The sequence below is a fragment of the Ciceribacter lividus genome, from assembly GCF_003337715.1.
Lineage (GTDB): Bacteria > Pseudomonadota > Alphaproteobacteria > Rhizobiales > Rhizobiaceae > Allorhizobium > Allorhizobium lividum.
In genome coordinates this window covers 166043-190920 of record NZ_QPIX01000004.1, presented here as the reverse complement: position 1 = coordinate 190920, position 24878 = coordinate 166043, and the positions used below count along the sequence as shown (strand labels likewise).

Here is a 24878-nt window from a genome sequence, read left to right as displayed (position 1 = left end):
TGAGGCTGGGCGCGAAACGGAGGGGCGCCTTGTTTGTTTGGCGCGCTCATACCGTGTTTTTTGCGTTTGCGAAAGAAAAAAAGGCAAAAGCCCCGGCCACAGCCTTTTCCGAGGACCTCTGCCGCCGGTACACATCTTCGGGAGGCAGGGCCGGAAAGCCGACCCTGCCTCGAAGTCTCAGGCGCTACGCACCGGATCAAGGGTGACCTTGTAGAGCTCGTTGTCGTCGCGATCCATGAGCCGGACCGTCAGCTGCTCGCTCTGCCCGTCGATGTCGACGAGGCCGAAGAACTGCAGCCCCATCGAGGGCGGCAGGTTTTGCCCCTGTTCGGCAGTCGGCCCCTTCACGAACTTGAGTTCCGGCCCGAAAGTCATGTCGAGATCGTTGGGCCCGAACGTGCCGGCATGGAGCGGGCCGGAGACGAACTCCCAGAATGGTTCGAAATCCTGGAACTGCGCCTTGTCGGGATTGTAGTAGTGGGCGGCCGTGTAATGCACGTCGGCGGTCAACCACACTGTGTTCGTGATGCCAGCCGTCTTTATGTAGCGCAGAAGGTCGGCGATCTCGAGCTCGCGTCCCTTCGCGGGACCGTTGTCCCCTTGCGCGATCGCTTCGGCGCCCTTGCGATTCTTGAAGTCGTCCCAGACGATGAGGCCGATCGGCATGTCGCAGGCAATCACCTTCCAGGTTGCCTTCGATGCCGCAAGTTCGCGCTTCAGCCAGTTGACCTGCTCGAGCCCCATGATCCGGGCCTCGGGCGAAAGCTCCGTTTCCATGCTGTCGTGATTGGCACCACGGTAAGAGCGCAGGTCGATGAAGAAGACGTCGACGAGGGGGCCGTAGGCGATCTTGCGATAGACCCGACCCGGTTCGGCAGGTGTGTAGCGGATCGGCGTCATCTCGTGGAAGGCGCGCGCCGCACGGGCCGTCAGGAGGGAAACGGACTTTTCCGTGTACCGGTCATCGCTCGTCAGATCCTTCGATGCAGACCAGTTGTTGACGACCTCGTGGTCGTCCCACTGGAAGAACGTCGGACAGACGGCGTTGAAGTCGCGGACATGGCTGTCCAGCATGTTGTACTTCCACTGCCCGCGATACTCGGCGAGCGTCTCGGCCACCTTGCGCTTCTCATCGATCAGCACCTTATTCTTCCACACGCTGCCATCGGAAAGAGCGACCTCATCCTTCATTGCGCCGTCGGCATAGATGGTGTCGCCCGAATGGATGAAGAAATCGGGCTGATGCTTGGCCATCGTCGAATAGGTCTTCATGCCGGTTTCGTCGATGCCCCAGCCCTGTCCGGCGGTATCACCCGACCAGGCGAAACGCACCGACCGCTTCGAGGCGGGCGCCGTGCGGAAGCGACCCGTAACAGGCTCGGAAAGCGTATTGATGGAAGAGAGGTCAGCTGCGACGAAACGGTAGAAGATGTCTTGATCGGAAGGCAGTTCCGTCAACAGGCGCTTCACGGCGAAGTCACTCTCCGGCAGCGCGTCGAGCGGCGCCAGCTTGACGGCGTTGGAGAAGCTCTCGTTCGTCGCATACTCCATGAAGATGCGCGAGGGACGATCGACCCGGGTCCAGATCATGCCCGAGAACATGTCGACGTCGCCGGACTGGACGCCGTGGGTGAAGAGCGGTCGCTCCGCGGCACGAGCATAGAACGGAAGTGGCAGACCCGACGCGGCGACGACGCCGGTCGCACCTGCGGACAGAAGAAACGAACGACGCGACAGCGCCTTCAGTGACTGTGTCATGAAACCTCTCCTCGTTTGGCTGGCGGACGACCATCGCCCGCCGGCGGAAACAATCAGAGCTTCATGTCAGTCGCTTGATCCGGATATGAAAGTTACGTCACCGTTCTGTGACACTCTCGGGGTGATCTAGGCGTCACTGCCGTGGATCTCCTCCATCATCGCCAACCCCTTCTTGCGCAGCATCGCGTCGGGGTCTGGCAGTTTGCCCCGGAAAGCCCGATAGGCGTCCTCCGGATCAACCGAACCGCCGACCGAATAGATGTTGTCCTTCAGCTTCCTGGCCATCACCGTGTCGAAGGCGTCGCCGGTCTCCTCGAAAGCCGAGAAGGCATCCGCGTCGAGAACTTCCGACCACATGTACGAGTAGTACCCGGCGGAATAGCCGCCGGCGAAGATGTGCTGAAAGTGCGGCGTGGCGTGACGCATGACGATGGAACGCGGCATGCCGATCTCCTTCAAGACTTCCTCCTGCACCGCCATCGGATCGTCGACCGAGGTCCGCGTGTGGAACGCCATGTCGACCAGCGCAGAGGATGTGAACTCCACGGTATTGAAGCCGGCATTGAAGGTGCGCGCCGCCAGCACCTTGTCGAGGAGTGCCTTCGGCATCGGCTCGCCGGTCTCGTAGTGGATCGCATAGCGTTCCAGAATAGCCGGTACGGTCAGCCAGTGCTCATAGAGCTGCGACGGCAGCTCCACGAAATCGCGCGACACGCCGGTGCCGGCGACAGAAGGATAGGTGACGTTTGACAGCATGCCATGCAGCGCGTGTCCGAATTCGTGAAACAGCGTGCGCGCGTCGTCGAGCGAAAGCAGCGCCGGCTTGCCCTCTGCAGGCTTCGCGAAGTTGCAGACATTGTAGATGATCGGCATTTCACCCGTGGTGCCGTTTTTCATCGTCAGCTTGTGCTGGGAGCGGAAGGCGCTCATCCAGGCTCCCGACCGCTTGGAGGGACGGGCGAAATAGTCACCGAGGAAGAGCGCGACGAGCGTCCCGCTCCGGTCGCGGATTTCGAAGACGCGAACATCCGGATGATAGGCGGGAATGCCCTTTTTCTCGACGGCGATGATGCCGAAGAGCCGGCTGGCAACATCGAAGCAGGCATCGATGATCTTCTCGAGCTGGAGATAGGGTTTTAGCTCGGCTTCGGAGAAATCGAACTTCAGCGCCCTGATCTTTTCGGCGTAATAGCGCCAATCCCAGGGCATGACTTCGTGATTGTGCCCCTCTCCGGCGATCAGGCGGGCAATGTCCGCCTCCTCTTCTCCGGCGCGGCGGACGGCCTTCTCCCATACGGTCATCAGGAGGTGGTTCACGGCACCCGCCGTCTTCGCCATCGTATTGTCCAGCTTGAACTCGGCGAAATTCGCGTAGCCGAGCAGATCGGCCAGTTCCCGCCGAAGCGAGAGCGTCTCCCGCACGATGCCGCGATTGTCGGTTTCGCCCTCGTTCATTCCACGAGCGGTCCAAGCTCTGAAAGCCTGCTCGCGCAGGTCTCGCCGTTCGGAAAACGTGAGAAACGGCTCGATGATCGAGCGTGAGAGAGTAACGGCGTACTTGCCCTCGGCGCCGCGGTCGCGAGCGGCTGCCGCCATTGCGTCCTTGAGGAAATCCGGCAGGCCGGAAAGCTCCGCATCGGAAGAAAGCAGCAGTGACCAGTTCTTCTCGTCGGCGAGCACGTTCTGCCCGAACCTGGCCCCCATGCCCGCCAGTCGTTCGTTGATCTCGGCAAGCCTCTGCTGTTGTGGCTTCGCGAGCAAGGCACCGGACTTGACGAAACCCTTCCAATGCCGCTCTAGGACACGCATCTCCTCCACCGACAGGCCGAGCTTGTCGCGCTGCTGCCAAAGTGAATCGATGCGCGCAAAGAGTGCCGCATTCATCCCGATCTTCGAATAGTGGCGCGACAGCTTCGGCGCGATTTGCCGCTCGAGCGCCTGAATCGTTTCGTTGGTGTGGGCTCCGGCGCGATTCCAGAACAAGGCCGAAGTTCGCGACAGGCTTTCGCCGGCGATCTCCAGTGCCGAGACGGTGTTCGCAAAAGTCGGAGGCTCCGGATTACCGGCAATCGCCTCGATTTCCGCGTCATGCTCCAGGAAGGCCGCCTCGAAGGACGGCGCGAAGTCGTCCTCGGATACCGCCTCGAACCGGGGCAGCCCCTGGAAGCCGTTCCATTCGGTGAGCGCTGGGTTGAGTGTGGAAGCTGCGGCCATCTCGTATTCCCTTCATCTGGTCGCGACCGACCGGCGGGTTGGACATGGCTACCGATATGGGGCGCCGAGCGCGGACTTGGCAAGGACCGGCAGGGCAAAACTCGGCACGGTCCATGATTCTTCAAAGCCACGGCACGAATCCGGTCCCCGGGGTCGCTGCTTTGCCTCTCGTCAAATCTGGGCGGGAGGCTTATGGTCCGCACACTTGCGCCGCACCTGCTCTTCCTCGCGGCGCGCCTCCCGGGCAGACTCGAACATCGGACAGACAGCGATGGCACCACAGCGGATGAGCGAGAGCCGAACGTCATTGATCGGCGCGCTGCTGACGACCATCGGCCCCGTTTCGATGGCGATCTACACGCCGGCCATGCCTGAACTCGTGCATGCCTTCGGCACGTCGGATGCCGCCATCAAACTCAGCCTTTCGCTCTATTTCTTCGGCTTTGCCTTCGCGCAGCTTCTCGCTGGCCCATGCTCCGACGCCTTCGGACGCCGGATCGCCACGCTGTCCTTTCTCGGCGTCTACCTGCTGGGGAGCCTGGTGGCTGCCTTTGCACCGTCTGTCGAACTGCTTCTTGCCGGCCGCCTGGTGCAGGGTGCCGGCGCCTCGGTTGGCATTACCGTCTCCCGCGCCATCGTCCGAGACCAATTCACAGGTGCTGAAGCAGCGCGCATCCTCAACATGATCGGCATCATGCTGGCTGTCGGCCCGGCAGCCGGCCCGACGCTCGGAGGCCTCGCCCTTGCCCTTTCCGGATGGCAGGCCGTGTTTTTCGCAATGGTGGGTTTCGGTGTCTTCAGCTGGCTCATTGTCGCCTTCCTGATGCGCGAGACGACGAAGCCCGACCGCGCGCTCATCAAACCATCACGCCTGCTTGACGCCTATGCAACGCTCGTCACCGACATGCGGGTACTTCTCGCAGCCTTCGTGCTCGCCGGCACCGTCGGCGCCCTCTACGCCCAGTCGACGATGCTGCCCTTCATCCTGATCAAGAGGGTCGGTCTGAGCCCGGCCGAATTCGGAGTTGGAATGCTGATGCAAACCGGTTCCTTCTTTTTCGGCTCGGTTGTTCTGCGGATGCTGTCGCCTCGTCTCGGTGAAAAGTGGGCGCTTCTTACCGGCCTGGCACTCGCCGGAACCGGAGGTGCATGCATTGCCCTTTCGGTCGCTTTTGTCGACCCGAGCTTCCTTTCCATCATGGTACCGGTCGCCATATGCGCCTTTGGCATGGCCTTCGTGATTCCCTACATCACCACCGCGGGGCTACAGCCGCATCCGGCGATCGCCGGTTCGGCCGCGGCCCTGATCGGCTTCGTGCAGATGGGCTCCGGCTTTCTCGGTGGTCTTGCAGGAGCGCTGATCGGCGATCCGCTGCGGGCGTTCGGGATCGTCATTCCGGCAATGGAGTTTGTAGCAATCCTCGCCTATCTCGGCTTTCTCCGCGCAAGCCGCAGAATGGCATGAAAAAGCCTGCCACGCTCCCGCGCGGCAGGCTTTTCACAGAATCGGAACCTGTCAGTTGCCGAGGTTGCGCTTGGCGAGCGTACGCAGACGCAGTGCGTTGAGCTTGATGAAGCCGGCAGCATCCTTCTGGTCGTAGGCGCCCTGGTCGTCTTCGAAGGTGACGAGCTTGTCGGAATAGAGCGACTTTTCGCTCTCGCGGCCGATCACCATGACATTGCCCTTGTAGAGCTTCAGCGTCACCTCGCCCTCGACATCCTTCTGGCTGAGGTCGATGGCCGCCTGCAGCATCTGGCGTTCCGGCGAGAACCAGAAGCCGTAATAGATGAGCTCGGCGTAGCGCGGCATCAGTTCGTCCTTCAGGTGCGCTGCGCCACGGTCGAGGGTGATCGATTCAATTGCGCGGTGAGCGGCCAGCAGGATCGTGCCGCCAGGCGTTTCATAAACGCCGCGCGACTTCATGCCGACAAAGCGGTTTTCGACGAGATCGATGCGTCCGATGCCGTTGTCGCGGCCGTAGTCGTTGAGCTTCGCAAGAATCGTCGCCGGGCTCATGCGCACACCGTTGATCGAGACCGCGTCGCCCTTCTCGAAGCCGATCTTGATGACGGTCGGCTTGTCCGGGGCAGCTTCCGGCGAAATCGTGCGCATATGCACGTATTCCGGTGCTTCCTGCGACGGGTCCTCGAGGACCTTCCCTTCGGAAGACGAGTGCAGCAGGTTGGCATCGACCGAGAAGGGAGCCTCGCCCTTCTTGTCCTTGGCAACCGGGATCTGGTTCTTCTCGGCGAATTCGAGAAGGTCCGTGCGGCTCTTGAACGACCAGTCGCGCCACGGCGCGATGATCTTGATGTCGGGATTGAGTGCGTAGGCCGACAGCTCGAAGCGGACCTGATCATTGCCCTTGCCGGTCGCACCGTGGGCGATGGCGTCGGCGCCGGTCTTCCTGGCGATCTCGATCAGGTGCTTGGAGATCAGCGGACGGGCGATCGAGGTGCCGAGCAGATAGACACCTTCATAGACGGCATTGGCGCGGAACATCGGGAAGACGAAATCGCGGACGAATTCCTCACGGACGTCCTCGATGAAGATCTCCTTGATGCCCAGCATCTCAGCCTTCTTGCGTGCGGGCTCGAGTTCCTCACCCTGGCCGAGGTCGGCGGTGAAGGTGACGACTTCAGCGCCGAGTTCGGTCTGCAGCCATTTCAGGATGATGGAGGTGTCGAGGCCGCCGGAATAGGCGAGAACGACCTTCTTGACGTCTTTCGGAAGTGCCATGTCGAGTTCCACTTTTACAGGATAGCGGTGAGCAGAGTGCGTGTTTGGCGGCACTTTTAGCGAGATTGTCGCCGCGTGCAAGGGGAAGCGGTGCCGGAAGAGGAGTGTCAGCCTCGAACCGGACACGCGTCAAATTGGAGATTTGACCTTCCCGCCGCCATAGGCCATATCACCCCTTCACCCGATGAGCTGAGGAGATTTGCATGACAAGACTTCACCCGGCATTCAAGAAGGGGAATCTCGCTGTGGTCACCGGCGGGGCATCCGGGATCGGTTTGGCCGCCGCCAAGTACTTTGCACGCCTCGGCATGTGCGTGGTAATCGCCGATCTGGTCGGCGAGCGACTGGCCGAAGCTGAAGCCACAGTCGCCGCGCTCTCCCATAGCGGCGCAACCGACGTGGTTGCCATTCCGACGGATGTGTCGAAGCGGGAAGAGCTCGAGGCGCTGGAGCGCACCGTCGTTCAGCGTTTCGGTCGCGTCCACGTGCTGATGAACAACGCCGGAATACAGCCGGGCAGCGCCATATTCGGCCCCCAGGCCAACTGGGAGAATGTACTTGCCGTCAACCTGATGGGTGTTGTCAACGGCAGCCGCACCTTCGGCCCCGGCATGATTTCCCACGGAGAACCGGCGCTCATCATCAACACCGGCTCGAAGCAGGGTATCACCACGCCGCCCGGCGATCCAGCCTACAATGTCTCCAAGGCCGGTGTGAAGGCCTTTACCGAAGCTCTGCAGCACGAGCTGCGAAATACGCCGGGCTGCCAGGTCTCGGCCCATCTACTGATCCCGGGCTTCGTCTTCACCGCGCTTACAGCGAACGGAAGGACTGAGAAGCCGGCCGGTGCCTGGACACCGGAACAGACGGTGGACTTCATGATGGAAAGCCTCTCGAAGGGTGATTTCTACATCCTGTGCCCTGACAACGAGGTTGATCGCCGCACCGACGAGATACGCATGCTCTGGGCGGTCGGAGACATCGTCGAGAACCGCCCGCCCCTCTCCCGGTGGCATGCCGACTACGCCGACAGTTTCAAGGCCCACCTCATCGAGAAGCAAGGCTGATTGGCAAGCCGTCGCAGGCCCGGTATGGATGATGCAACAGCGTCGCCCTTCCGGGCTTTCTTCACTACGGACCCCTCCATGGATTTCATCCCGAACCTTCCGGTCATCCTCGCCTTCAGCCTGGCGATTTTCCTGCTCGCCATCACGCCCGGACCCGATATGACGCTCTGGATCAGTCGTTCGTTGCGCGACGGACGAGCGACCGGATTGATGACGCTCGCCGGTACGAGCTTCGGGATTTCGATCCATACGATGCTGGTCGCCTTCGGCATTTCCGCGTTGATCGTTGCCTCGCCGACGGCGTTCACCATCCTGAAGACGGGCGGTGCGGGCTATCTGCTGTGGCTTGCCATCCAGGCGGTGCGCCATGGTTCAAATTTCGTCGTTCGCGCCGACGGCCAGCGCCAGTCGGCTCCGGTACAGGCCTTTCTGAACGGGCTCTGGGTCAATTTGCTGAACCCAAAGGTCATCATTTTCTTCATGACCTTCCTGCCGCAGTTCGTCAGCGCCAGCGACCCGCATGTCACAGGCAAGCTGCTGTTTCTCGGCATATGGTCGATCATCCTGTCCTTGCCGATCGGGCTTGCGATCATCTTCATGGCCGACGGGCTGTCGGCATGGCTGCAAACGAACCGAAAGGTGCTGCGCGCCATCGACTATACTTTTGCCGGCGTCTTCTCGATTTTCGCGGTGAAGATCTTCTTTACGCAGGCGCGCTGAGGAGCAAATGAAAATGGCACCGGGCGAAAGCCGGGTGCCATTATCGGGAAAACAACTGCTGTAGATCAGCCGATCAGCAATTCGTCGTCATCGAGTGTCTGCCCGCGAATCTTGCGGAACATCGCGATCAGATCTTCAACCTGCAGGTCCTTGCGGCTGTCGCCTGAGACGTCGAGCACGATCTCACCGGCGTGCAGCATGATCGTCCGGGTGCCGTAGTCCAGCGCCTGACGCATGGAATGGGTGACCATCAGCGTCGTGAGCTTCCGTTCCGCAACGATCGACTGGGTGAGCTCCATGATGAACTCGGCCATGCCCGGATCAAGCGCCGCCGTATGCTCGTCGAGCAATAGGACTTCCGAGCCGGCGAGCGTCGCCATGACCAGCGAGACGGCCTGCCTCTGCCCTCCGGAGAGCAGATCCATGCGGTCGCCCATGCGGTTTTCCAAGCCGAGATTGAGTGCGGCGATGCGATCCCTGAACTCGGCCCGGCGATTACCACCGAGAGCGTCCGCCAATCCCCGGCGCTTCCCGCGCATGGCTGCAAGAGCCAGGTTTTCCGCGATACTGAGTGCACCGCAGCTTCCCGCCAGCGGATCCTGAAAAACGCGTGCGACCAGCCCCGCGCGCTGCGCCGTCGTTTTTCGCGTCACCTCGGTACTGCCGATCGTGACGCGGCCGCCGGTCGGAAGGACGTCGCCGGCGAGCACACCGAGAAGGGTCGACTTTCCTGCACCGTTTGAGCCGATGACGGTGACGAACGAACCTGTTTCGATGGAAAGGCTGACGCCCGAAAGCGCCTGCTTCTGAAGCGGCGTGCCGCGACCGAAAACGACCTGGATGTTTTCGAGCGAGATCATGACGAGGCTCCTCCGCGACGCAGCCTCGGAAGAACAAGCGCGACGGCGACGAGTACGGCGGTAACGAAATTGAGGTCGGACGCCTTCAGACCGAGCACGTCGGAGGACAGGGCAAGCTGAATGGCGAGGCGGTAAGCGATCGAACCGACAATACAGCCGATGAGCGCTATCAGCAGACCACGGTTCCCGAACAGGGTCTCGCCGATGATAACGGCAGCGAGGCCCACCACGATGGTTCCCACACCCGAGGTGACGTCGGCAAAGCCGTTCGTCTGCGCGAACAGCGCTCCACCGAGCGCGACGAGCGCGTTGGAGATCGCCATGCCGAGATAGATCTGGCTACCGGTCGAGACACCCTGCGCCCGCGCCATGCGCGGATTGGCGCCTGTCGCACGCATCGCAAGTCCCGCGTCACTCTCCAGAAAACGCCAGACGAGGAAAACCGCGAGGCCGACCAAGACGAAAAGGAACAGTGGGCGAACGTGGTAGTCGGAGAGGCCGAGCCCGTAGAAGGGCGTGAGCATCGTGTCCTGATTGAGCAGCGCGACGTTCGGCTTGCCCATGACGCGCAAATTGACCGAGAACAGCGCGATCATCGTCAGGATCGAGGCAAGCAGGTTGAGGATCCTGAACCGGACGTTGAGCACCGCAGTCACCAAGCCGGCAATGGACCCGGCCACCATCGCAATGGCCGTCGCCAGCCAGGCATTCAGCCCCGCAATGATGAGAACGGCAGCGACGGCTGCCCCGAGAGGAAACGATCCGTCGACGGTAAGATCCGGAAAATCGAGGACGCGGAAGGCCAAGTACACGCCGATAGCGACAAAGGCGAAAACCAGGCCGAGCTCGACGGCACCCCAGAAGGCGATTTGGCTCACGGCAGTCAGTCCTTGTACAAACCCGGCGCCTGCGGCACGGGCAATGAGCAAGGCCGCCTTTGTGGCGGCCTTGCGTAAGATTGGCTTATTCGATGATCTTGGTCGCCCGCTTTACGATGCTTTCGGAGAACTCGACCCCCATCTTGGCGGCCGCGGACTTGTTGATGACGAGATCGGTGCCGGCCGCAACGCGAACCGGGATGTCACCAGGAGCCTCGCCCTTCAGAACACGGGCAACGATCTCGCCGGTCTGCTTGCCGACATCGAAGTAATTGAAGCCGATGGCCGCGAGGGCGCCGCGGGCGACCGAGTCGGTATCACCGGCATAGAGCGGGATCTTGGCTTCCACCGCCACACCCACCGCAGCCTCGAGTGCCGAAACGATAGTGTTGTCCGTCGGGATGTAGATTACGTCGGCGCGGCCAACGAGCGCACGGGTCGCCCCCTGCACCTCCGCCGACTTGGTGGCGACGGATTCGACGACCGCGAGGCCGGCCTTCTCGGCTTCCGTCTTCAAAGCCGCAAGCGTGGAAACGGAGTTGGCTTCGGCGGAATTATAGATGAAGCCGATCGTCTTGGCGTTGGGCGTGATCTCCTTGATCAGCGCGACGTGGTCGGCAACCGGAGACATGTCGGAAAGGCCGGTGACGTTGCCGCCCGGCTTCTGCATATCCTTGACGAGCTGCGCACCGAGCGGGTCGGACACGGCCGTGAAGACGACCGGAATGTCACGCGTAGCAGCGACGACCGCCTGTGCCGACGGCGTGGAGATCGGAACGATCACGTTCGGGCTCTCGCCGATGAACTGCCGCGCGATCTGAGCCGCGGTGCCCGGATTGCCCTGGGCGGACTCGTAGAGGAACTTGAGGTTCTCTCCTTCCTTGAAGCCGGCTTCCGCCAGCGCTTCCTTGACGCCGTCGCGAGCAGCGTCGAGCGCCGGATGCTCGACGATGGCCGTAACGGCAACCGTCACTTCGTCTGCACGGACCGGCATCGCAAGGGCCGTGGCGGCTACGAGGGCAAGTACGAGAGCGCGCATGAGTTATCTCCAATCTCTGTCGCTTACTGGCGGCCTTCTTAGGCAGATGAACGCACGAAATCAATCGCGAACCAACCGCCGCAGCACGGATTCGCGCGCCAAAACGTCGCCTTTTCGGCCTGTCGGAGAGTTTTTAGTCGTCTTCGCCGTGATTGGCGATCATCATCGCCTCGAACGCCAGTCGCTCCGTCTTGCGCATGCGTTCGGACTCGGATTTGAGCTGCCCGCAGGCAGCGAGAATATCACGGCCGCGCGGCGTGCGGATGGGTGAGGCGTATCCCGCCTGATTGATGAAGTCGGCGAACTTTTCGATCTGCTCCCAGTCGGAACACTGGTAATTCGTGCCTGGCCACGGATTGAACGGGATCAGGTTGATCTTCGCGGGGATACCCTTGAGCAATTGCACCAGTCCCTTGGCGTCCTCCAGGCTGTCGTTGACGTCCTTCAACATCACGTACTCGAAGGTGATGCGACGGGCATTCGAAAGACCCGGATAGGCGCGGCAGGCAGCCATCAGCTCCTTCAGGGGATACTTCTTGTTGATCGGAACCAGCATATCGCGGAGCTCGTCGCGCACCGCGTGCAGCGAAATCGCCAGCATGACGCCGATCTCCTCGCCCGTCCGATAGATTTCCGGAACGACGCCGGACGTCGAAAGCGTGATGCGCCGCTTGGAAAGCGAAAGTCCGTCGCCGTCGGAAGCGATCAGCAGCGCACGCTTCACCTCCTCGAAGTTGTAGAGCGGCTCGCCCATGCCCATCATCACGACATTGGTGATCTTTCGGTCGCTGGAGGGCAGCATCGCGCCGACAGGAACATTGCGGTCGGGGAAATCACCCAATCGGTCGCGCGCCAGCAGCAATTGCGAGAGAATCTCTTCGGAGGTAAGATTTCGCACCAGCTTCTGCGTTCCGGTGTGGCAGAAGGAACAGGTGAGTGAACAGCCGACCTGGCTCGATATGCAGAGCGTTCCGCGACCTTCCTCAGGGATATAGACGGTCTCCACCTCGACAGGGCGGCCGGCGCCGCGTGGCGGAAAACGCAGCAGCCACTTACGGGTCCCGTCGTTCGAGACCTGCTCCTCGACGATCTCCGGCCGGGCGATCGTGAAATTCGCCTTGAGCATGTCGCGCATGTCCTTCGCGACATTGCTCATGGCGTCGAAATCGGAGATGCCGCGGACGTAGATCCAGTTCCATATCTGCGCAACACGCATCTTGACTTGCTTTTCGGGCACACCCTTGTCGCGCAACGCAGCAGCAAGCTGCTCCCGGTCGAGACCGATCAGCGACGGCTTGCCGGAGATCGCGTCCTCGACCGGCGCGAGCGCGGCCTTGGGTTTGCCTGAAATCACAGCGTCGAGAGAAGCCATACCGTTTCACCTCACGCGCCACGCATCACCCGCGATCATGTCGTTGCGGGCGTGCTGGCCGTCTAGTTCCTGTAGAGTACCACCGGAGGAATTGGATTTATCCGGACCATATAGGTTTTCCGGCGGCCCTTTACCACCAAACGCGGTCGGCGTCATCCGGAATATGGAACAGCTTTATCGACGCCCAAGAAACGACGTAACGGGAAGACAGCAGAAGCCGGCTTCCCGTTGCGGATAAAACAGTCATGTGCGCGTCGCACCGGAGTTACTTGCAGTTCTCGATCTTGCTGAGCGCCGCCGAGATGCCTGAAAGGGAGTAGGTGTAGGACGTCGCGGTCCCCCGGGCAGAGGTCGCCTTGACCGTCATCGACGAGCCGCCCTTCATAGCGGCGACGAGGGCCGGTTCCTCAGCGGCATTCTCGACCCAGGCCGCTTTGTCCTTGGTGAACATCACGAAGTTCTTGCTGTCGATGGTGACGTTCACCTTCGAGCCGTCCTTGAGCTTGTAGCCCACCATCGCCTGCGGCTCATAGGAGATGTTCTGGCCGGGACGCTGCGAGACGATGAAGAAAATGTCACCATGGTCGACCGCCGCGGGTTCCTTGGCGGTCGGGACCGACAGTACGTAACACACCGTTCCGCCGTTCGCCTTGTAGGAATACGCCCCCCATGCCTTGAACTGCTCGATGCGGGTCGGCGCCTGAGCGGTGGCTGTCCCGTAGCCTGCCAGCACGATTGCCAATGCGGTTGCGATACGTCTTACAAACATGTTGTCCTGCCGCTTACGTTTCCGTCCAAGGCCCGACCGTGCGCCGAGCCATTATCTTAAAACCTGATTCAGTTTGACTTAATTTAGGTTACTAAACCGTCAACAAGGCATCCAATCTCGTCGCCGAAGGCAGCATTTCAGCCAACCAGACCGAATCTGGATCGTCCGCATCATCTGACGGTGAGTACTACCCCAGCACTCTGATCACAACAGAACAAATCCGGCGAGAGTTTGTCCTTTCCCGCCAACGGCACGGTCGAGCCCACGACGCGGGCATCGGCACCCGACCGTTGCTCGGGTTATCACCCGACGGCGACGCCCGGTTCGTCGGCGAGCGCGCGATCTGCCGCTTCGTAATGCTGCTCCCGGATGTGACTGCTTATCAGCGCAAACGCCGTCGTCAATACCGCAATGTCGTCAGTGAAGCCCACGACTGCCAGCATGTCGGGGATCGCATCGAAGGGGAGTACGAAATAGCCGAGAGCCGCCAAAAGTATGCCACGCACCCGCAACGGGGTCTGTCGGTCGGTGGCGCAGTAATAGGCAGCGACGACATCACGTCCGAACGGCAGTTGGCGTATGGCCTTGCGCATGGTCGGCCAGAACCTTGCTCTGACGGTCTTTTCCTGGCGTTCCTGGGCTTCTTCGTCGCCTGGCAGCAGGATCTCGCCGATCTTGATATCGTCCATTGTCCGTCCTCGCATTCTGCCAACGATATGGGAAAGGGTGCGCGGAATTCAATTCCCCTCGCCATCGCGGCGGGCGACCCGCTCACGGCTATCCGGTCGCGTGGCGGCACGCAAACGCAGCCGACCTCGGCTGACGATGGTCCGAGTCCATGTTGCGGAAACAACGGCCTCCGGCCGACTAAAACATGCTCTTTGCCGGCTGCGAGTCCCTGCCAGAAAAGCTTGCGACCGAATGGGCTTCATGAAGCGGGAATACTTCCTCGGTCAGATACGGCCCACCTCCGACGGATTCCTTCGAGGAGAGCAGGACAAAACGCGAGACGAGGAAGGGTCCGGTGTGGAAATCGCCCCGCCCGGAAAGGTAGTGAACGACGTCGTCTACCCTCGACGACTTGAGTCGGGCCAGCGTCACGTGCGGACTGAACTTTCTCGGATCCGGCGGCAGGCCGATACGCTGGCAGATGCGCTCGATCTCCGCCTGCAGCGCATACATTTCGGGCGCTGGAGAAACGCCGGCCCAAATCGAATGCGGCTTCTTCGAGCCGAACGAACCGATGCCGCTCAGGCTCAAGAGGAATTCCGGCCGATCGATACGGTCCAGCCGGTCGACGATCTCGTCCGCCGTCCGTCCGTCGACGTCCCCGATGAAGCGCAAGGTGATGTGGTAGTTCTCCACGTCGATCCAGCGAGCCCCGGGGAGCCCGCCACGCAACAGGGAAAGGCTGAGAGCCGCATTACGCGGAATTTCGAGGGCAGTGAACAGTCTCGGCATGGCGAGCTCTCCCCGAATCTCTTGCAGATAACAATAGCGAATCACGCAATGCCGATCCGCGCAACCCCCTAATTTGTGTCTGAGGCAATGCGATCGAGGAAGCGCTCCACGGCGGGCAGCATCCGCCGGGTGATGACCGCAATCCCTTTGGCGTTGGGGTGCATCCCGTCGTCTATCTTCAGACCGGCCTCAGTCACCACGCCATCGAGAAGGAACGGATAGAATTCCAGTCCGTACTTGTCGGCCAATCGCCTGTAGATCGGATCGAACCGTTCCCGATACTCCGTCCCCATGTTCGGCGGAGCAAGCATGCCGACGAGAAGAACCTCGATCCCGCGCTTGCGCAACCGGCTCACGATCTCGTCGAGGTTCCTCTCCGTCTCTTCCGGCGCTATGCCGCGTAAGGCGTCGTTGGCGCCCAACTCCAGAATGACGCCGTCCGTCCCGTCAGGAACGGACCAATCCACGCGCGCCAGTCCCGCAGCGGACGTATCGCCGGATACGCCGGCATTCGTAATGACGATCTTGCGGCCGGCAACAGCCAGGGCCTTTTCGAGTTGCGCGGGAAGTGCGTCTTCTGGAGGCAATTGATAGCCGGCCATGAGGCTGTCGCCAAAGCCGACGATTTGCACCGGGTCATCCTCCGCCTCGAGGGGGCTGGACATCAGCGTGACAACGAAGGCCAGAGCGGCAAAAAGGGGGATCGCTGCTTTAAATCTCATGGTGCCTTCCCTAAATTGACCAGAGCCCGCGGCAGAACGGCAGATCGGTCCTGCAGGTGATACTCAACATATAGGGCGAGCGCGCGTGGGAAAAACAATCATCGAAGTAAAGAAGGCCGACCTGACGCTCGGAAGCGCGGCGGCGGCTGTCCACGTGCTGAAGGGGATCGATCTCGTCATCGACCGCGGCGAGGCAGTCGGGATCGTCGGCCCGTCCGGATCGGGCAAATCGACGCTTCTCATGGTGCTGGCCGGTCTCGAGCGGCTCGATCGGGGTGAAATCTTCATCAACGGTGCGGCGCTCCATGATTTGAACGAGGATGCGCTGGCGGATTTCCGTGGCCGGAACATCGGCATCGTTTTTCAGTCGTTTCACCTGATCGCCAACATGACGGCGCTCGAGAACGTCGCGGTGCCGCTCGAACTCGCAAACGTCCGCAACGCGTTCGACATAGCCCGGCGTGAGCTTCAGGCGGTCGGCCTCGGCGAGCGTCTGAGCCACTATCCGGGACAACTCTCAGGCGGCGAACAGCAGCGCGTCGCCATTGCCAGAGCGCTCGCACCGTCGCCGGCGGTACTGATCGCCGACGAGCCGACAGGTAACCTCGACACCGAGACCGGTCGCCAGATCGCCGATCTCCTTTTCGCCAAACAGGCCGAGCGGGCCATGACGTTGCTGCTCGTGACGCACGATCCGCTGCTGGCGGCGCGCTGCTCGCGGCAGGTCAAGGTGATGTCGGGTGTGATCGTCGAGGACCGGTCACGCGAGCGGCTTGAAGAGCGACTGCCGGCATGAAAGCATTTCTTCCTCGGCTTCGCGTGGCTTTCAGGATTGCAGTCCGCGAGTTGCGCGGCGGGTTGCGAGGCTTCTACATCTTTCTCGCCTGCATCGCGCTGGGCACGGGGGCGATCGCGGCCGTCAATTCCGTCTCCACCGCGATCACGGACGCCATCGCCTCGCAAGGCCAGGCGCTGCTTGCAGGAGACGCGCGCTTCGAACTGAACAACCGCGAAGCCACACCGGAGGAACGACGTTTTCTGGACGAACTCGGGACAGTCGCGGTGTCGACCGTCCTGCGTTCGATGGCGCGATTGCCCGACGGCTCTGACCAGTCGCTGGTCGAAGTGAAGGCCGTCGACCAACTCTATCCGCTTTACGGCACCTTCGCATCCAACCCGCCGATGCCTCTCGCCGAGGCGCTCGCAGAAAGGGACGGCGTCTTCGGAGCGCTGGCGGCACCTCTCCTGCTCGAACGCCTCGGCCTTGCACCCGGCGACGAGCTTCTGGTCGGCAAGGCCCGCTTTCGCATCAACGGCGTGATTGCAGCGGAACCGGATGCCATCTCCGACGGAATGGGATTTGCACCCCGTCTGCTAACGAGCCTCGACGGTCTCCGCGCGTCCGGCCTTGTGGAGACTGGCAGTCTGGTCGAGCATGCCTACAAGATCCGGCTGCATGACACCCAGCTCTCACCCGCAGATCTGCGGAAAAAGGCCCAGAAGACGCTGCCGAATGCCGGCTGGTCGATCCGCACCAGCGACCGGGCCGCTCCGGCATTAAGCGAAAACATCGCGCGCTTTTCGCAGTTCCTCACTCTGGTCGGCCTCACCGCCCTGATCGTCGGCGGAGTTGGTGTCGCCAATGCCGTCCGTGCGTTCCTCGACAGCAAGCGCGTGGTGATCGCCACCCTGAAATGCCTCGGGGCTCCGGCGACGGTCGTCGTTTTGGTCTATTTCATCCAGATCGCCATCATCGCGGCCTTCGGCATCGCCGGCGGCCTCGTCGTCGGGATCGCGGCACCGATGATCGCGGCACAGTATCTCGCACAGGTACTGCCGATCCCCGTCGCTCCGACACTCTATCCAGGCGCACTCGCGCTCGCATCGCTGTTCGGCATGCTGGTCACGCTTGCCTTTTCCATCCTGCCCCTCGGTCACGTCCGCGAGATACCGGCAACCGCTCTCTTTCGGGAACAGGGCCTGGAGGCCGGCGGCTGGCCCTCGCGCGCCTACGTCTTCGCGGCCGCGCTTCTATTTGCCGCCCTCGCGGCGCTGGCGATCGGCGTCTCCGAAGATCGCTGGATTGCGGCCCTCTTCCTGGTTTCGATGGCCGTCGGCTTCGTCGTCCTGCGCTTCGTGGCGCTCTTGATCGCGCTGGCAGCGCGGCGTGCCCCTCGTCCGTCGTCTGCGGCCCTGCGTCTTGCGATCGGCAACATCTATCGCCCGGGAGCCCTCACGCCCTCCGTGGTTCTTTCCCTCGGGCTTGGCCTTACGCTCCTCGTCGCGCTGGCGCTCATCGACGGAAACCTGCGCCGAGAACTAACCAGCAGTCTCCCGGAACGGGCGCCGAACTTCTTCTTCGTCGACATCCAGAAGACCGAGTTGGAGGACTTCCGTCGTCTTCTCGCCACTCGCTCGCCGGCGGGCCGCGTCGAGGAGGTTCCTATGCTGCGTGGTCGCATTCTCGCTTTCAACGGCACGGACGTGACGAAGATGGAGGTACCGCCTGCCGGGCGATGGGTGCTTCGTGGCGACCGCGGCATCACGTATGCGGAGGCGTTGCCCGGAAATGCAACGGTGACTGCCGGCGATTGGTGGCCGGCAAACTACACGGGCGAACCTTTGGTGTCCTTTTCTGCGGAAGAGGCGGAACAGCTTGGACTGAAGATCGGCGATACGGTGACCGTCAACGTCCTTGGACGAAGCATCACCGCCCGGATCGCCAATTTCCGCAAGGTCGACTGGGAATCGCTTTCCATCAATTTCGTGATGATCTTCTCTCCGAACACCTTTGCCGGTGCACCGCACACGTGGTTGGCGACGCTCACGCTGCCCGACGCAACGAGCGCAGAGGAAGCTGCCATATTGAAAGCGGTAACCCGCAGTTATCCGACCATCACAAGTGTGCGGGTCAAGGACGCGCTGGACGTCGTGGAACGGCTGGTCGGCCAGTTGGCGACGGCAATCCGGGCAGCGGCCGGAATTGCGCTCGTCACCTCGGTCCTTGTTCTGTCGGGGGCTCTGGCGGCCGGAAATCGCGCGCGGACCCATGACGCGGTCGTATTGAAAACCCTCGGCGCCACGCGAGGCCTGCTGATCCGCGCGTTCACCTACGAGTACCTTCTCCTCGGCGCGACAACCGCCGCTTTCGCGCTCGCAGGCGGCGGCGCGGCGGCCTGGTACGTCACCGCCCGGATCATGAATCTCCCGTCATCGTTCCTTCCTGCCGTGGCTCTGACGACACTCGCACTTTCTCTCCTGATTACGGTCGGCGTCGGATTGACCGGAACCTGGCGAATACTGGGACAGAAGGCCGCTCCCGTGCTGCGAGAACTCTGAAAGCCTTCATCCTCGTATCGCGCGCGATCGAAGCTCCCCGTTTTTTGAGGACGCCTGCTCTTGTAGCAAAGCCCGGAAAACCTCATATTGTCCACAGGCATGCTGAGCTTCGCAGCGGCGCCTCGGGATCATGACCCGACACCGTATCCATTCCGAAGCTTGAAAAGAGGAAACAATGGCTGAACTTCGTAACTACCAAAGCCGGACGGGCGGCAACGCTCAGTCGGCCACGATGATCGACGAAGGCCTTCGCGCCTATATGCTGAAGGTCTATAACCTGATGGCACTCGGCCTGGCGATCACGGGAGTTGCAGCGTATCTGAGCTTCAATCTCGCCGTCGATAACGGTCAGCTGACGGCATTTGGTCAGGCGATCTATGTCAGCGGCCTGAAGTGGGTTGTCATCTTCGCGCCGGTCGCGCTTGTCTTCTTCATGAGCTTCCGCATTCATGCGATGAGCGTCGCGGCCGCACAGCTTACCTTCTGGATCTACGCCGCCCTTATGGGCCTGTCGCTGTCCTCGATCTTTCTGATCTACACCGGACAGAGCATCGTACAGACCTTCTTCGTGACGGCCGCATCTTTCGGCGCACTGTCGCTCTATGGCTACACGACCAAGCGTAATCTCTCCGCGATGGGTTCGTTCCTGATCATGGGGCTGTTCGGCCTCATCATCGCGAGCCTCGTGAACCTGTTCCTGGCCTCCTCGGCTCTCGACTTCGCGATCTCGGTCATCGGCGTGCTGATTTTTGCAGGCCTCACCGCTTGGGACACGCAGCGGATCAAGGAATCCTATTACGAAGCCGACAGCAGCGATGCCGCAGGCCGCAAGGCGATCATGGGCGCGCTGCAGCTCTACCTCGATTTCGTCAACCTGTTCCTGTTCCTGCTGCGCTTCCTCGGTAACCGCGAGTAACGGCGGGTATAGGCTGTAACAGACAAAACCCGCTGGTTGCGCCAGCGGGTTTTTCATTGTCGAACGATGTCGGCCTCAGGACCACCTTACCGCGGCGGCGATGCTTTTGGTGAGCCAATACGAGGCGCCGGGTCGATCAAGGCGCCCGGCTCGTTGACCCTGGCTTCGGTTATCCGCTGCACGATCTCAGCCGCTCCGATGTGCCGGCCTTCCTTGTTGTAGAAGCTTCCCTTGACCTGAATTGTAGCGGCCAAGGCGGCTATGAAATCGTGAAGAAGCTGCTCGTCGACCGGTTCAGGATTGGTCCAGAACGCATCGAGACTTCCTTGATGTGTCAGTCCCGGGATGTCGTACACGGCACAGCCGAGGGCAATCGTCGGCTTCAGTTTTCTGATGCTGTGAATGCCAACCGTCGAGTTGACGACGACGGTACCCGACGACTGCCGGAGGATCGCATCCAGATTGCCTTGTTCGATGAACATGACCCGTTCGGAGACGCCATACTTCTCGGCGATCCGCGCGATCCTTTTGCCCCACCGCTCCAGCCCGTTGTCGAGCGGATGCTGCTTGAATACGAGAGCATGACCGACAGCGGCGTGCGCCGCGAATGACGCGATGACCTCATCCAGCATCTCCTCCAGATGTCTGTAGGGGGAGTTCGCCCGGATTTGATAGTCGCTCTGCAGCTGAAGGGCGACGATGAAGAACGGCACATGACCGTTCTCGAAGAGCTCGGGTGGGGTCGTGCGGGGTCGATGAACCCACCGCACGAGCCAGGGCAGATAGTCGATCAGCGCCGAGTAGTACTTGTCCGCCGTGTAGAGAGGGAAGAAGACGCGACCGAAGAATGCCGTAAGGTTGTAGAAGACCTCATTGAACGCCTCCTGCCCGAACGTGTGTGGATAGCGGACATGGAGGTCGGGCGCATTGACCTTTTCCGCGATCGCTCTCACCGCGGCTGGATCATTGGGAAAATGGGAGAGATGGCCCATACCGTCGCGTTCGAGCGTGATCCAGTCGGGTCTCAGGTAGCCGAACTCCACCGCGTGACAGCGGACGCCGAGCCTCGCTCCAACTTCGCAGGCGACCTTGTGATAAGGCAGCTGGTCTGCGTAGTAGAGAATGTCGGTGACATTCTCCCGGCGGATCAACGCTTCGAGAAAAGCCGGCCAATGCTTCAACGAGCGGCGGTAGTTGATCGCGCCTCGCTTCAGCCAATAGACTTGGTCACCGAGCGAAAAGTTGACGCGGTGCGTCGGCACGCCCGCCTTCTCGAAGGCCTCGGCCAATTCTCGCCAAAAGACTGAAGGAGGCCCCTGCAGAAATAAGACAACGGGCCCATTAACCGACCGCTGCATCAGACGGCAGGTCCGAGGCTGGAAATATGCGATACCATTACGTCTTATCCGCTAAAACCGAGCTTTTATCGCTCTCGTTAGGTGACTATAAGAGGCCGGTCAAGGACGAACAAGCTTGCAGGTCGGGATCATGCACCGTTTGACACTCCTCATTCTGCAGGGACCCGCCTCGCCGTTCCTCAAGGAGGTCGCGAGAGAAGCCGAGGCTCTCGGCGCGCGTGTCTTCAAGATCAATTTCTGCCTGGGAGACACTGTCTTCTGGTGGCCGCGAAAGGCTGACTGGTTTGCCGGCCCGAGCGAGGATTGGCCCGGCTTTCTTCATGACTATCTTCGTCGTAACGACATCACCGACATACTGATGCTCGGGGATGGCCGCCCGAAGCACGCCGCCGCGGTGGAGGCCGCACGCGAGGCGGGTGCCAGGGTGCACATTCTGGAACACGGCTATCTCCGCCCCGACTGGCTCACCATCGAGCCGGAAGGCATGTCCGGACGTTCCTGGTTTCCGCGTGACGCCTCCGCGCTTCGTGCCCTTGCCGATGGCATGCCAGCCGTGGACCTGCGCAGCCACTTCAGCAGCAGTTTTCTCACCTATGCGCTCTACGACCTTGCCTACCATATCCCCAACGTCCTGCTGGGTTGGCTGCTTCATCCCCATTACCGGACGCACGGGCCTGTCCACCCGGCGGTGGAATACGCCGGTTGGATCAGAAAGGGACTGACCTCCCGCCGTCGGCGCAGGCAGGCACAGGAAGTGCAGCGGGGCTATCTGCCAAAGGAAACGTCGCCACCTCGGTATTTCCTGTTTCCGCTACAACTGCCCGGGGACTACCAGATCCGAATCCATGCCCCGTTCGGCGACCATTTCGAGATCGTAGCCGCAACGATCGCATCTTTCGCGCGTGAGGCGCCACTTGAAGCACGGCTGCTGTTCAAGATCCATCCGATCGACAACGGACTGAGCGGATGGACCGGGTTCATCGCCGGAGAAGCCAAGCGTTATGGCGTCGACAATCGCGTTGACGTCATCGATGGCGGTGACCTCGAAAAGCTGATTACCAGCGCGGCCGGAATTGTGACGGTGAATTCGACCGTCGGCCTTTCGGCTGTCATGGCAGGCAAGCCAGTGATCACTCTCGGTGCCGCGATCTACGACATTGCCGGCGTCACCCATCAGGACAGCCTCGCAAGCTTCTGGAGAGCACCGCAAGCGCCGCAAGCCGGAATGCCTCAGGTGCTTGCAAAAGCACTCGTTGCGACAACCCAGGTTCGCGGCGGTTTTCTCGGCGCGGAAGCAATCGCTATCGGAGCGCGCAATGTCGTGGAGCGCATTCTTGAGCCCTCCCCCGCCCTCGAGCGGCCATCTGCAATCGCAAACGCCTACCGTTACCAGCCGGAACTGGAACGGGCGCCGGTCACCGCACCCTGACTCGCTTGCGCTCGAACCACCAGTAAACGAACGGTCGCACGACAGAGCCGAAACGGCCGAGCAGGAAGATGGTCGTGGTGAAATAGACCGTACGCTCATTTCGGTCCAGCGCCCGGACGATCCTCGCGGCGACGGCCTCCGCACTCCAGGCACCGCCGGCCTTCATCATCGCTTCTGCCTCAGCGGGACGCACCAGGCGCTCGGCGGCAAGTTGGGGCGTATCGGTGTCTGGCGGAAAGCAGATCGAGACGTCGATCCCGTGAGCCGCAGCCTCAAGGCGCAACGCCTCGACGAAGCCGAGGAGGGCCGCCTTTGAAGCACAATAGGCGGCATAGCCGAAGATGCCGATGAGCGCGGCTCCAGAGGACACCAGAAGGATCTTGCCCTGCCCGCGCGCCTTCATCCCGGCATAGACCGCCCTGACGGCGTTGACGGCCCCGACCAGATTCGTGTCGATCTGCCGTCGGAAATCCTGCGCCTCCTGCAGGTGGAATTCCGATGGCGCCACGACACCCGCCGACGCAACCAGGATGTCGCACGCACCGTGTGTTGCCTCTGCCGTCGCGATGACGTTCTCAAGCTGGATTTCGTCGGCAACATCCGCCTGCCCCAGATGAATGCGCTCGTGCGGGCAACCGGTTTCGGCGCATAGACGCTCCCGCGCTGCGGTCAGTCTGGCGGCATCTCGACCGACAAGGGTGACGGCACTCCCCCGCTGCAGATAGCAGCGCGCGACGGCAAGCCCTATGCCACTCGATCCACCTGTTATGATGACGTGAACCATCGGCCTTTCGATCCTCAAGCCTGCCAAACGCGGCCCCGAGATGCAGCGTCAGGCTTTGCCGAGCTTCGCCATCAACTGGCCGACATCCACCGACGCTAGCCCGAAATTCTGCTGCTTCAGTCTCTCGAGGATGGTCGCCGTCAGATCAACTGCACGGGCGATCTGATCTTCTGTGTGTGCGCTTGTGATGAAGAAGCGCAGCCGAGCCAATCCTTCGGGCACCGCCGGATGAATGATGGGCAGGACATTGACGCCGGCTTCATACAGCTCGTTCGACAGCTGTACGGCACGAAGCGAATCCGCAACCAGCACAGGAACCACCGAATAGCCCTGGCTCAACCCCGTATCGAGTCCGCGCTTCCGGGCCAGTTCGAGGAACAGCTGGCTGTTCCGCCGAAGATCCTGCGTTCGTTGCGGTTCGGCCCTAAGAACCCCGAGGCTGGCGATGGCCGCACCGGCAAGAACCGGAGCGAGGCCGACACTGTAGACGAAGCCACCGGCCTGGGCCTTGAGCAGGGTGACCAAAGCCTCGCTGCCTGCGATGTAACCACCGCAGCTGCATGTCGTCTTCGAGAGCGTTCCCATCCAGATGTCGACGGAAGTCGGGTCGACGCCATAATGCTCGAACACACCTCGACCACTGTCCCCGAGCACACCGAGCGAATGGGCCTCGTCGAGCATCAGCCAGAAACCGTATTGTTCCTTGAGGCGCAAGAGACCGGGAAGGTCCGCGACGTCGCCATCCATCGAGTAGATGCCTTCGGCGATCACCAGTATCCGTTCATACTGGTCGGCGAGCGACTTCAGGACACGCTCCAGGTCGGCAACGTCGTTGTGCTTGAAGAAGCGACGAGTCGCCCCCGACAGCTTCACGCCTGCGAGCCCACTGTTGTGCATGAACTCGTCATGGATCACCAGATCGCGCGGCCCCATGAGGCAGCTGATGGCCGCCACGTTGGTGAGATAACCACTCACGAAGCAAATTGCGGCTTCCGTGCCGTAATTCTCCGCAATAGCCGTCTCCAGCTCATGGTGGATCGTGCGCTCTCCGGCCACCAGCCGGCTTGCCGACGCGGAAATGCCGAATTGCCGGATCGAACGTTCGGCCGCACCGAGGACATCCGCATGCCGGTTAAGACCGAGATAATCATAGGAGGCAAAATTATCGAACGTACGCCCGCCGATGCTCGCCGTCGCACCGCTCGCGCCCTCGTGGGCCCGATAGAACGGGTTCTCCATCCCGAGATATTCGCTGGCACGCTGCTGCATGACGACCTGCTTGTACTCCGGCAAGTCGACGAACCCAGGTTGCTTGCGGCGAGGCAGCGAACTGAGGGCTTGTTCCGTTCGGGAAACGCGCCCCTGGTCAACGTTCTTCTGCAGGCTTTTCATCCTGTTGAGGATATTCTGCCGCTTGCTTTCGTCCATCAGTCCATAACTCCAGGCACTCGA

At 61.4% G+C, this 24878-nt stretch carries 21 protein-coding genes; 7 read left to right on the top strand and 14 right to left on the bottom strand.

All coding sequences use genetic code 11. The annotated features are described in order from the left end of the window. Positions 1-177 precede the first annotated feature (177 nt). Together DFR48_RS09195 and DFR48_RS09190 are read right to left on the bottom strand one after the other, a co-directional pair. Entirely contained in the window at positions 178-1758 is a 1581-nt protein-coding gene (locus tag DFR48_RS09195; RefSeq protein WP_114362855.1) for an alkaline phosphatase D family protein, read from the bottom strand. A 126-nt stretch (positions 1759-1884) separates the two neighbouring features. Next, the gene (locus DFR48_RS09190; protein WP_114362854.1) at positions 1885-3972 is read right to left on the bottom strand and encodes a M3 family metallopeptidase; all 2088 of its coding nucleotides are present in this window, start codon (positions 3970-3972) and stop codon (positions 1885-1887) included. Between the two features lie 271 nt (positions 3973-4243). On the opposite strand from DFR48_RS09190, the gene DFR48_RS09185 reads away from it, so the two are divergent. After that, on the top strand, positions 4244-5437 hold the full coding sequence (locus DFR48_RS09185; RefSeq protein WP_114362853.1) for a multidrug effflux MFS transporter: 1194 nt from the start codon (positions 4244-4246) through the stop codon (positions 5435-5437). Between the two features lie 51 nt (positions 5438-5488). Here the strand turns inward: DFR48_RS09185 and DFR48_RS09180 are convergent, their stop codons facing one another. Next, the gene (locus DFR48_RS09180) at positions 5489-6712 is read right to left on the bottom strand and encodes an argininosuccinate synthase (protein ID WP_112686398.1); all 1224 of its coding nucleotides are present in this window, start codon (positions 6710-6712) and stop codon (positions 5489-5491) included. 203 nt (positions 6713-6915) lie between these two features. Between DFR48_RS09180 and DFR48_RS09175 the strand changes: the two genes are divergently transcribed. Both DFR48_RS09175 and DFR48_RS09170 read left to right on the top strand, forming a co-directional pair. After that, complete coding sequence (locus tag DFR48_RS09175) at positions 6916-7779, top strand: SDR family NAD(P)-dependent oxidoreductase (protein ID WP_114362852.1); 864 nt, start codon at positions 6916-6918, stop codon at positions 7777-7779. A gap of 78 nt (positions 7780-7857) precedes the next feature. Next, on the top strand, positions 7858-8499 hold the full coding sequence (locus DFR48_RS09170) for a LysE family translocator (RefSeq protein ID WP_112686725.1): 642 nt from the start codon (positions 7858-7860) through the stop codon (positions 8497-8499). Positions 8500-8564: 65 nt separating this feature from the next. Here DFR48_RS09170 and DFR48_RS09165 read toward each other — a convergent pair whose 3' ends face one another. From DFR48_RS09165 to DFR48_RS09130, 8 genes are all read right to left on the bottom strand, one after another. Further along, positions 8565-9359 (bottom strand): ABC transporter ATP-binding protein, encoded by a 795-nt coding sequence (locus tag DFR48_RS09165; RefSeq protein WP_114362851.1) that lies wholly within the window; start codon positions 9357-9359, stop codon positions 8565-8567. Beyond that, positions 9356-10237 (bottom strand): ABC transporter permease, encoded by an 882-nt coding sequence (locus DFR48_RS09160; protein ID WP_114362850.1) that lies wholly within the window; start codon positions 10235-10237, stop codon positions 9356-9358. The genes DFR48_RS09165 and DFR48_RS09160 overlap by 4 nt, the downstream gene beginning before the upstream one ends. An 85-nt stretch (positions 10238-10322) precedes the next feature. Beyond that, entirely contained in the window at positions 10323-11276 is a 954-nt protein-coding gene (locus DFR48_RS09155) for an ABC transporter substrate-binding protein (RefSeq protein WP_114362849.1), read from the bottom strand. A 133-nt stretch (positions 11277-11409) separates the two neighbouring features. Then, positions 11410-12648, bottom strand: coding sequence for a dual-specificity RNA methyltransferase RlmN (gene rlmN / locus DFR48_RS09150; protein ID WP_114362848.1), 1239 nt, complete (start codon positions 12646-12648; stop codon positions 11410-11412). Positions 12649-12913: 265 nt separating this feature from the next. Next, entirely contained in the window at positions 12914-13417 is a 504-nt protein-coding gene (locus tag DFR48_RS09145; RefSeq protein ID WP_114362847.1) for an invasion associated locus B family protein, read from the bottom strand. Positions 13418-13719: 302 nt separating this feature from the next. Then, a complete protein-coding gene (locus DFR48_RS09140) occupies positions 13720-14106 on the bottom strand; it encodes a YkvA family protein (RefSeq protein ID WP_114362846.1) in 387 nt (128 codons plus the stop codon). A 178-nt stretch (positions 14107-14284) separates the two neighbouring features. Beyond that, entirely contained in the window at positions 14285-14878 is a 594-nt protein-coding gene (gene thpR, locus DFR48_RS09135) for an RNA 2',3'-cyclic phosphodiesterase (RefSeq protein ID WP_114362845.1), read from the bottom strand. Between the two features lie 68 nt (positions 14879-14946). Beyond that, positions 14947-15600: an arylesterase gene (locus DFR48_RS09130; RefSeq protein WP_114362844.1), complete on the bottom strand. Its 654-nt coding sequence runs from the start codon at positions 15598-15600 to the stop codon at positions 14947-14949. 85 nt (positions 15601-15685) lie between these two features. Here DFR48_RS09130 and DFR48_RS09125 point away from each other — a divergent pair, with 85 nt between their 5' ends. From DFR48_RS09125 to DFR48_RS09115, 3 genes are all read left to right on the top strand, one after another. Continuing rightward, positions 15686-16396, top strand: coding sequence for an ABC transporter ATP-binding protein (locus tag DFR48_RS09125; protein ID WP_114362843.1), 711 nt, complete (start codon positions 15686-15688; stop codon positions 16394-16396). After that, complete coding sequence (locus DFR48_RS09120) at positions 16393-18939, top strand: ABC transporter permease (RefSeq protein WP_114362842.1); 2547 nt, start codon at positions 16393-16395, stop codon at positions 18937-18939. Before DFR48_RS09125 ends, DFR48_RS09120 begins: the two co-directional genes overlap by 4 nt. A 175-nt stretch (positions 18940-19114) precedes the next feature. After that, the gene (locus tag DFR48_RS09115) at positions 19115-19855 is read left to right on the top strand and encodes a Bax inhibitor-1/YccA family protein (protein ID WP_114362841.1); all 741 of its coding nucleotides are present in this window, start codon (positions 19115-19117) and stop codon (positions 19853-19855) included. Positions 19856-19941: 86 nt separating this feature from the next. On the opposite strand, the gene DFR48_RS09110 is transcribed toward DFR48_RS09115, so the two are convergent. After that, entirely contained in the window at positions 19942-21117 is a 1176-nt protein-coding gene (locus DFR48_RS09110; protein WP_245415561.1) for a capsule biosynthesis protein, read from the bottom strand. A 226-nt stretch (positions 21118-21343) separates the two neighbouring features. Between DFR48_RS09110 and DFR48_RS09105 the strand changes: the two genes are divergently transcribed. Further along, complete coding sequence (locus tag DFR48_RS09105; RefSeq protein WP_114363007.1) at positions 21344-22642, top strand: capsule biosynthesis protein; 1299 nt, start codon at positions 21344-21346, stop codon at positions 22640-22642. On the opposite strand, the gene DFR48_RS09100 is transcribed toward DFR48_RS09105, so the two are convergent. Together DFR48_RS09100 and DFR48_RS09095 are read right to left on the bottom strand one after the other, a co-directional pair. Then, positions 22629-23426: an SDR family oxidoreductase gene (locus DFR48_RS09100; protein WP_114362839.1), complete on the bottom strand. Its 798-nt coding sequence runs from the start codon at positions 23424-23426 to the stop codon at positions 22629-22631. The genes DFR48_RS09105 and DFR48_RS09100 overlap by 14 nt on opposite strands. A 48-nt stretch (positions 23427-23474) precedes the next feature. Then, a complete protein-coding gene (locus tag DFR48_RS09095) occupies positions 23475-24854 on the bottom strand; it encodes an aminotransferase class I/II-fold pyridoxal phosphate-dependent enzyme (RefSeq protein ID WP_114362838.1) in 1380 nt (459 codons plus the stop codon). Between the last annotated feature and the right edge of the window lie 24 nt (positions 24855-24878).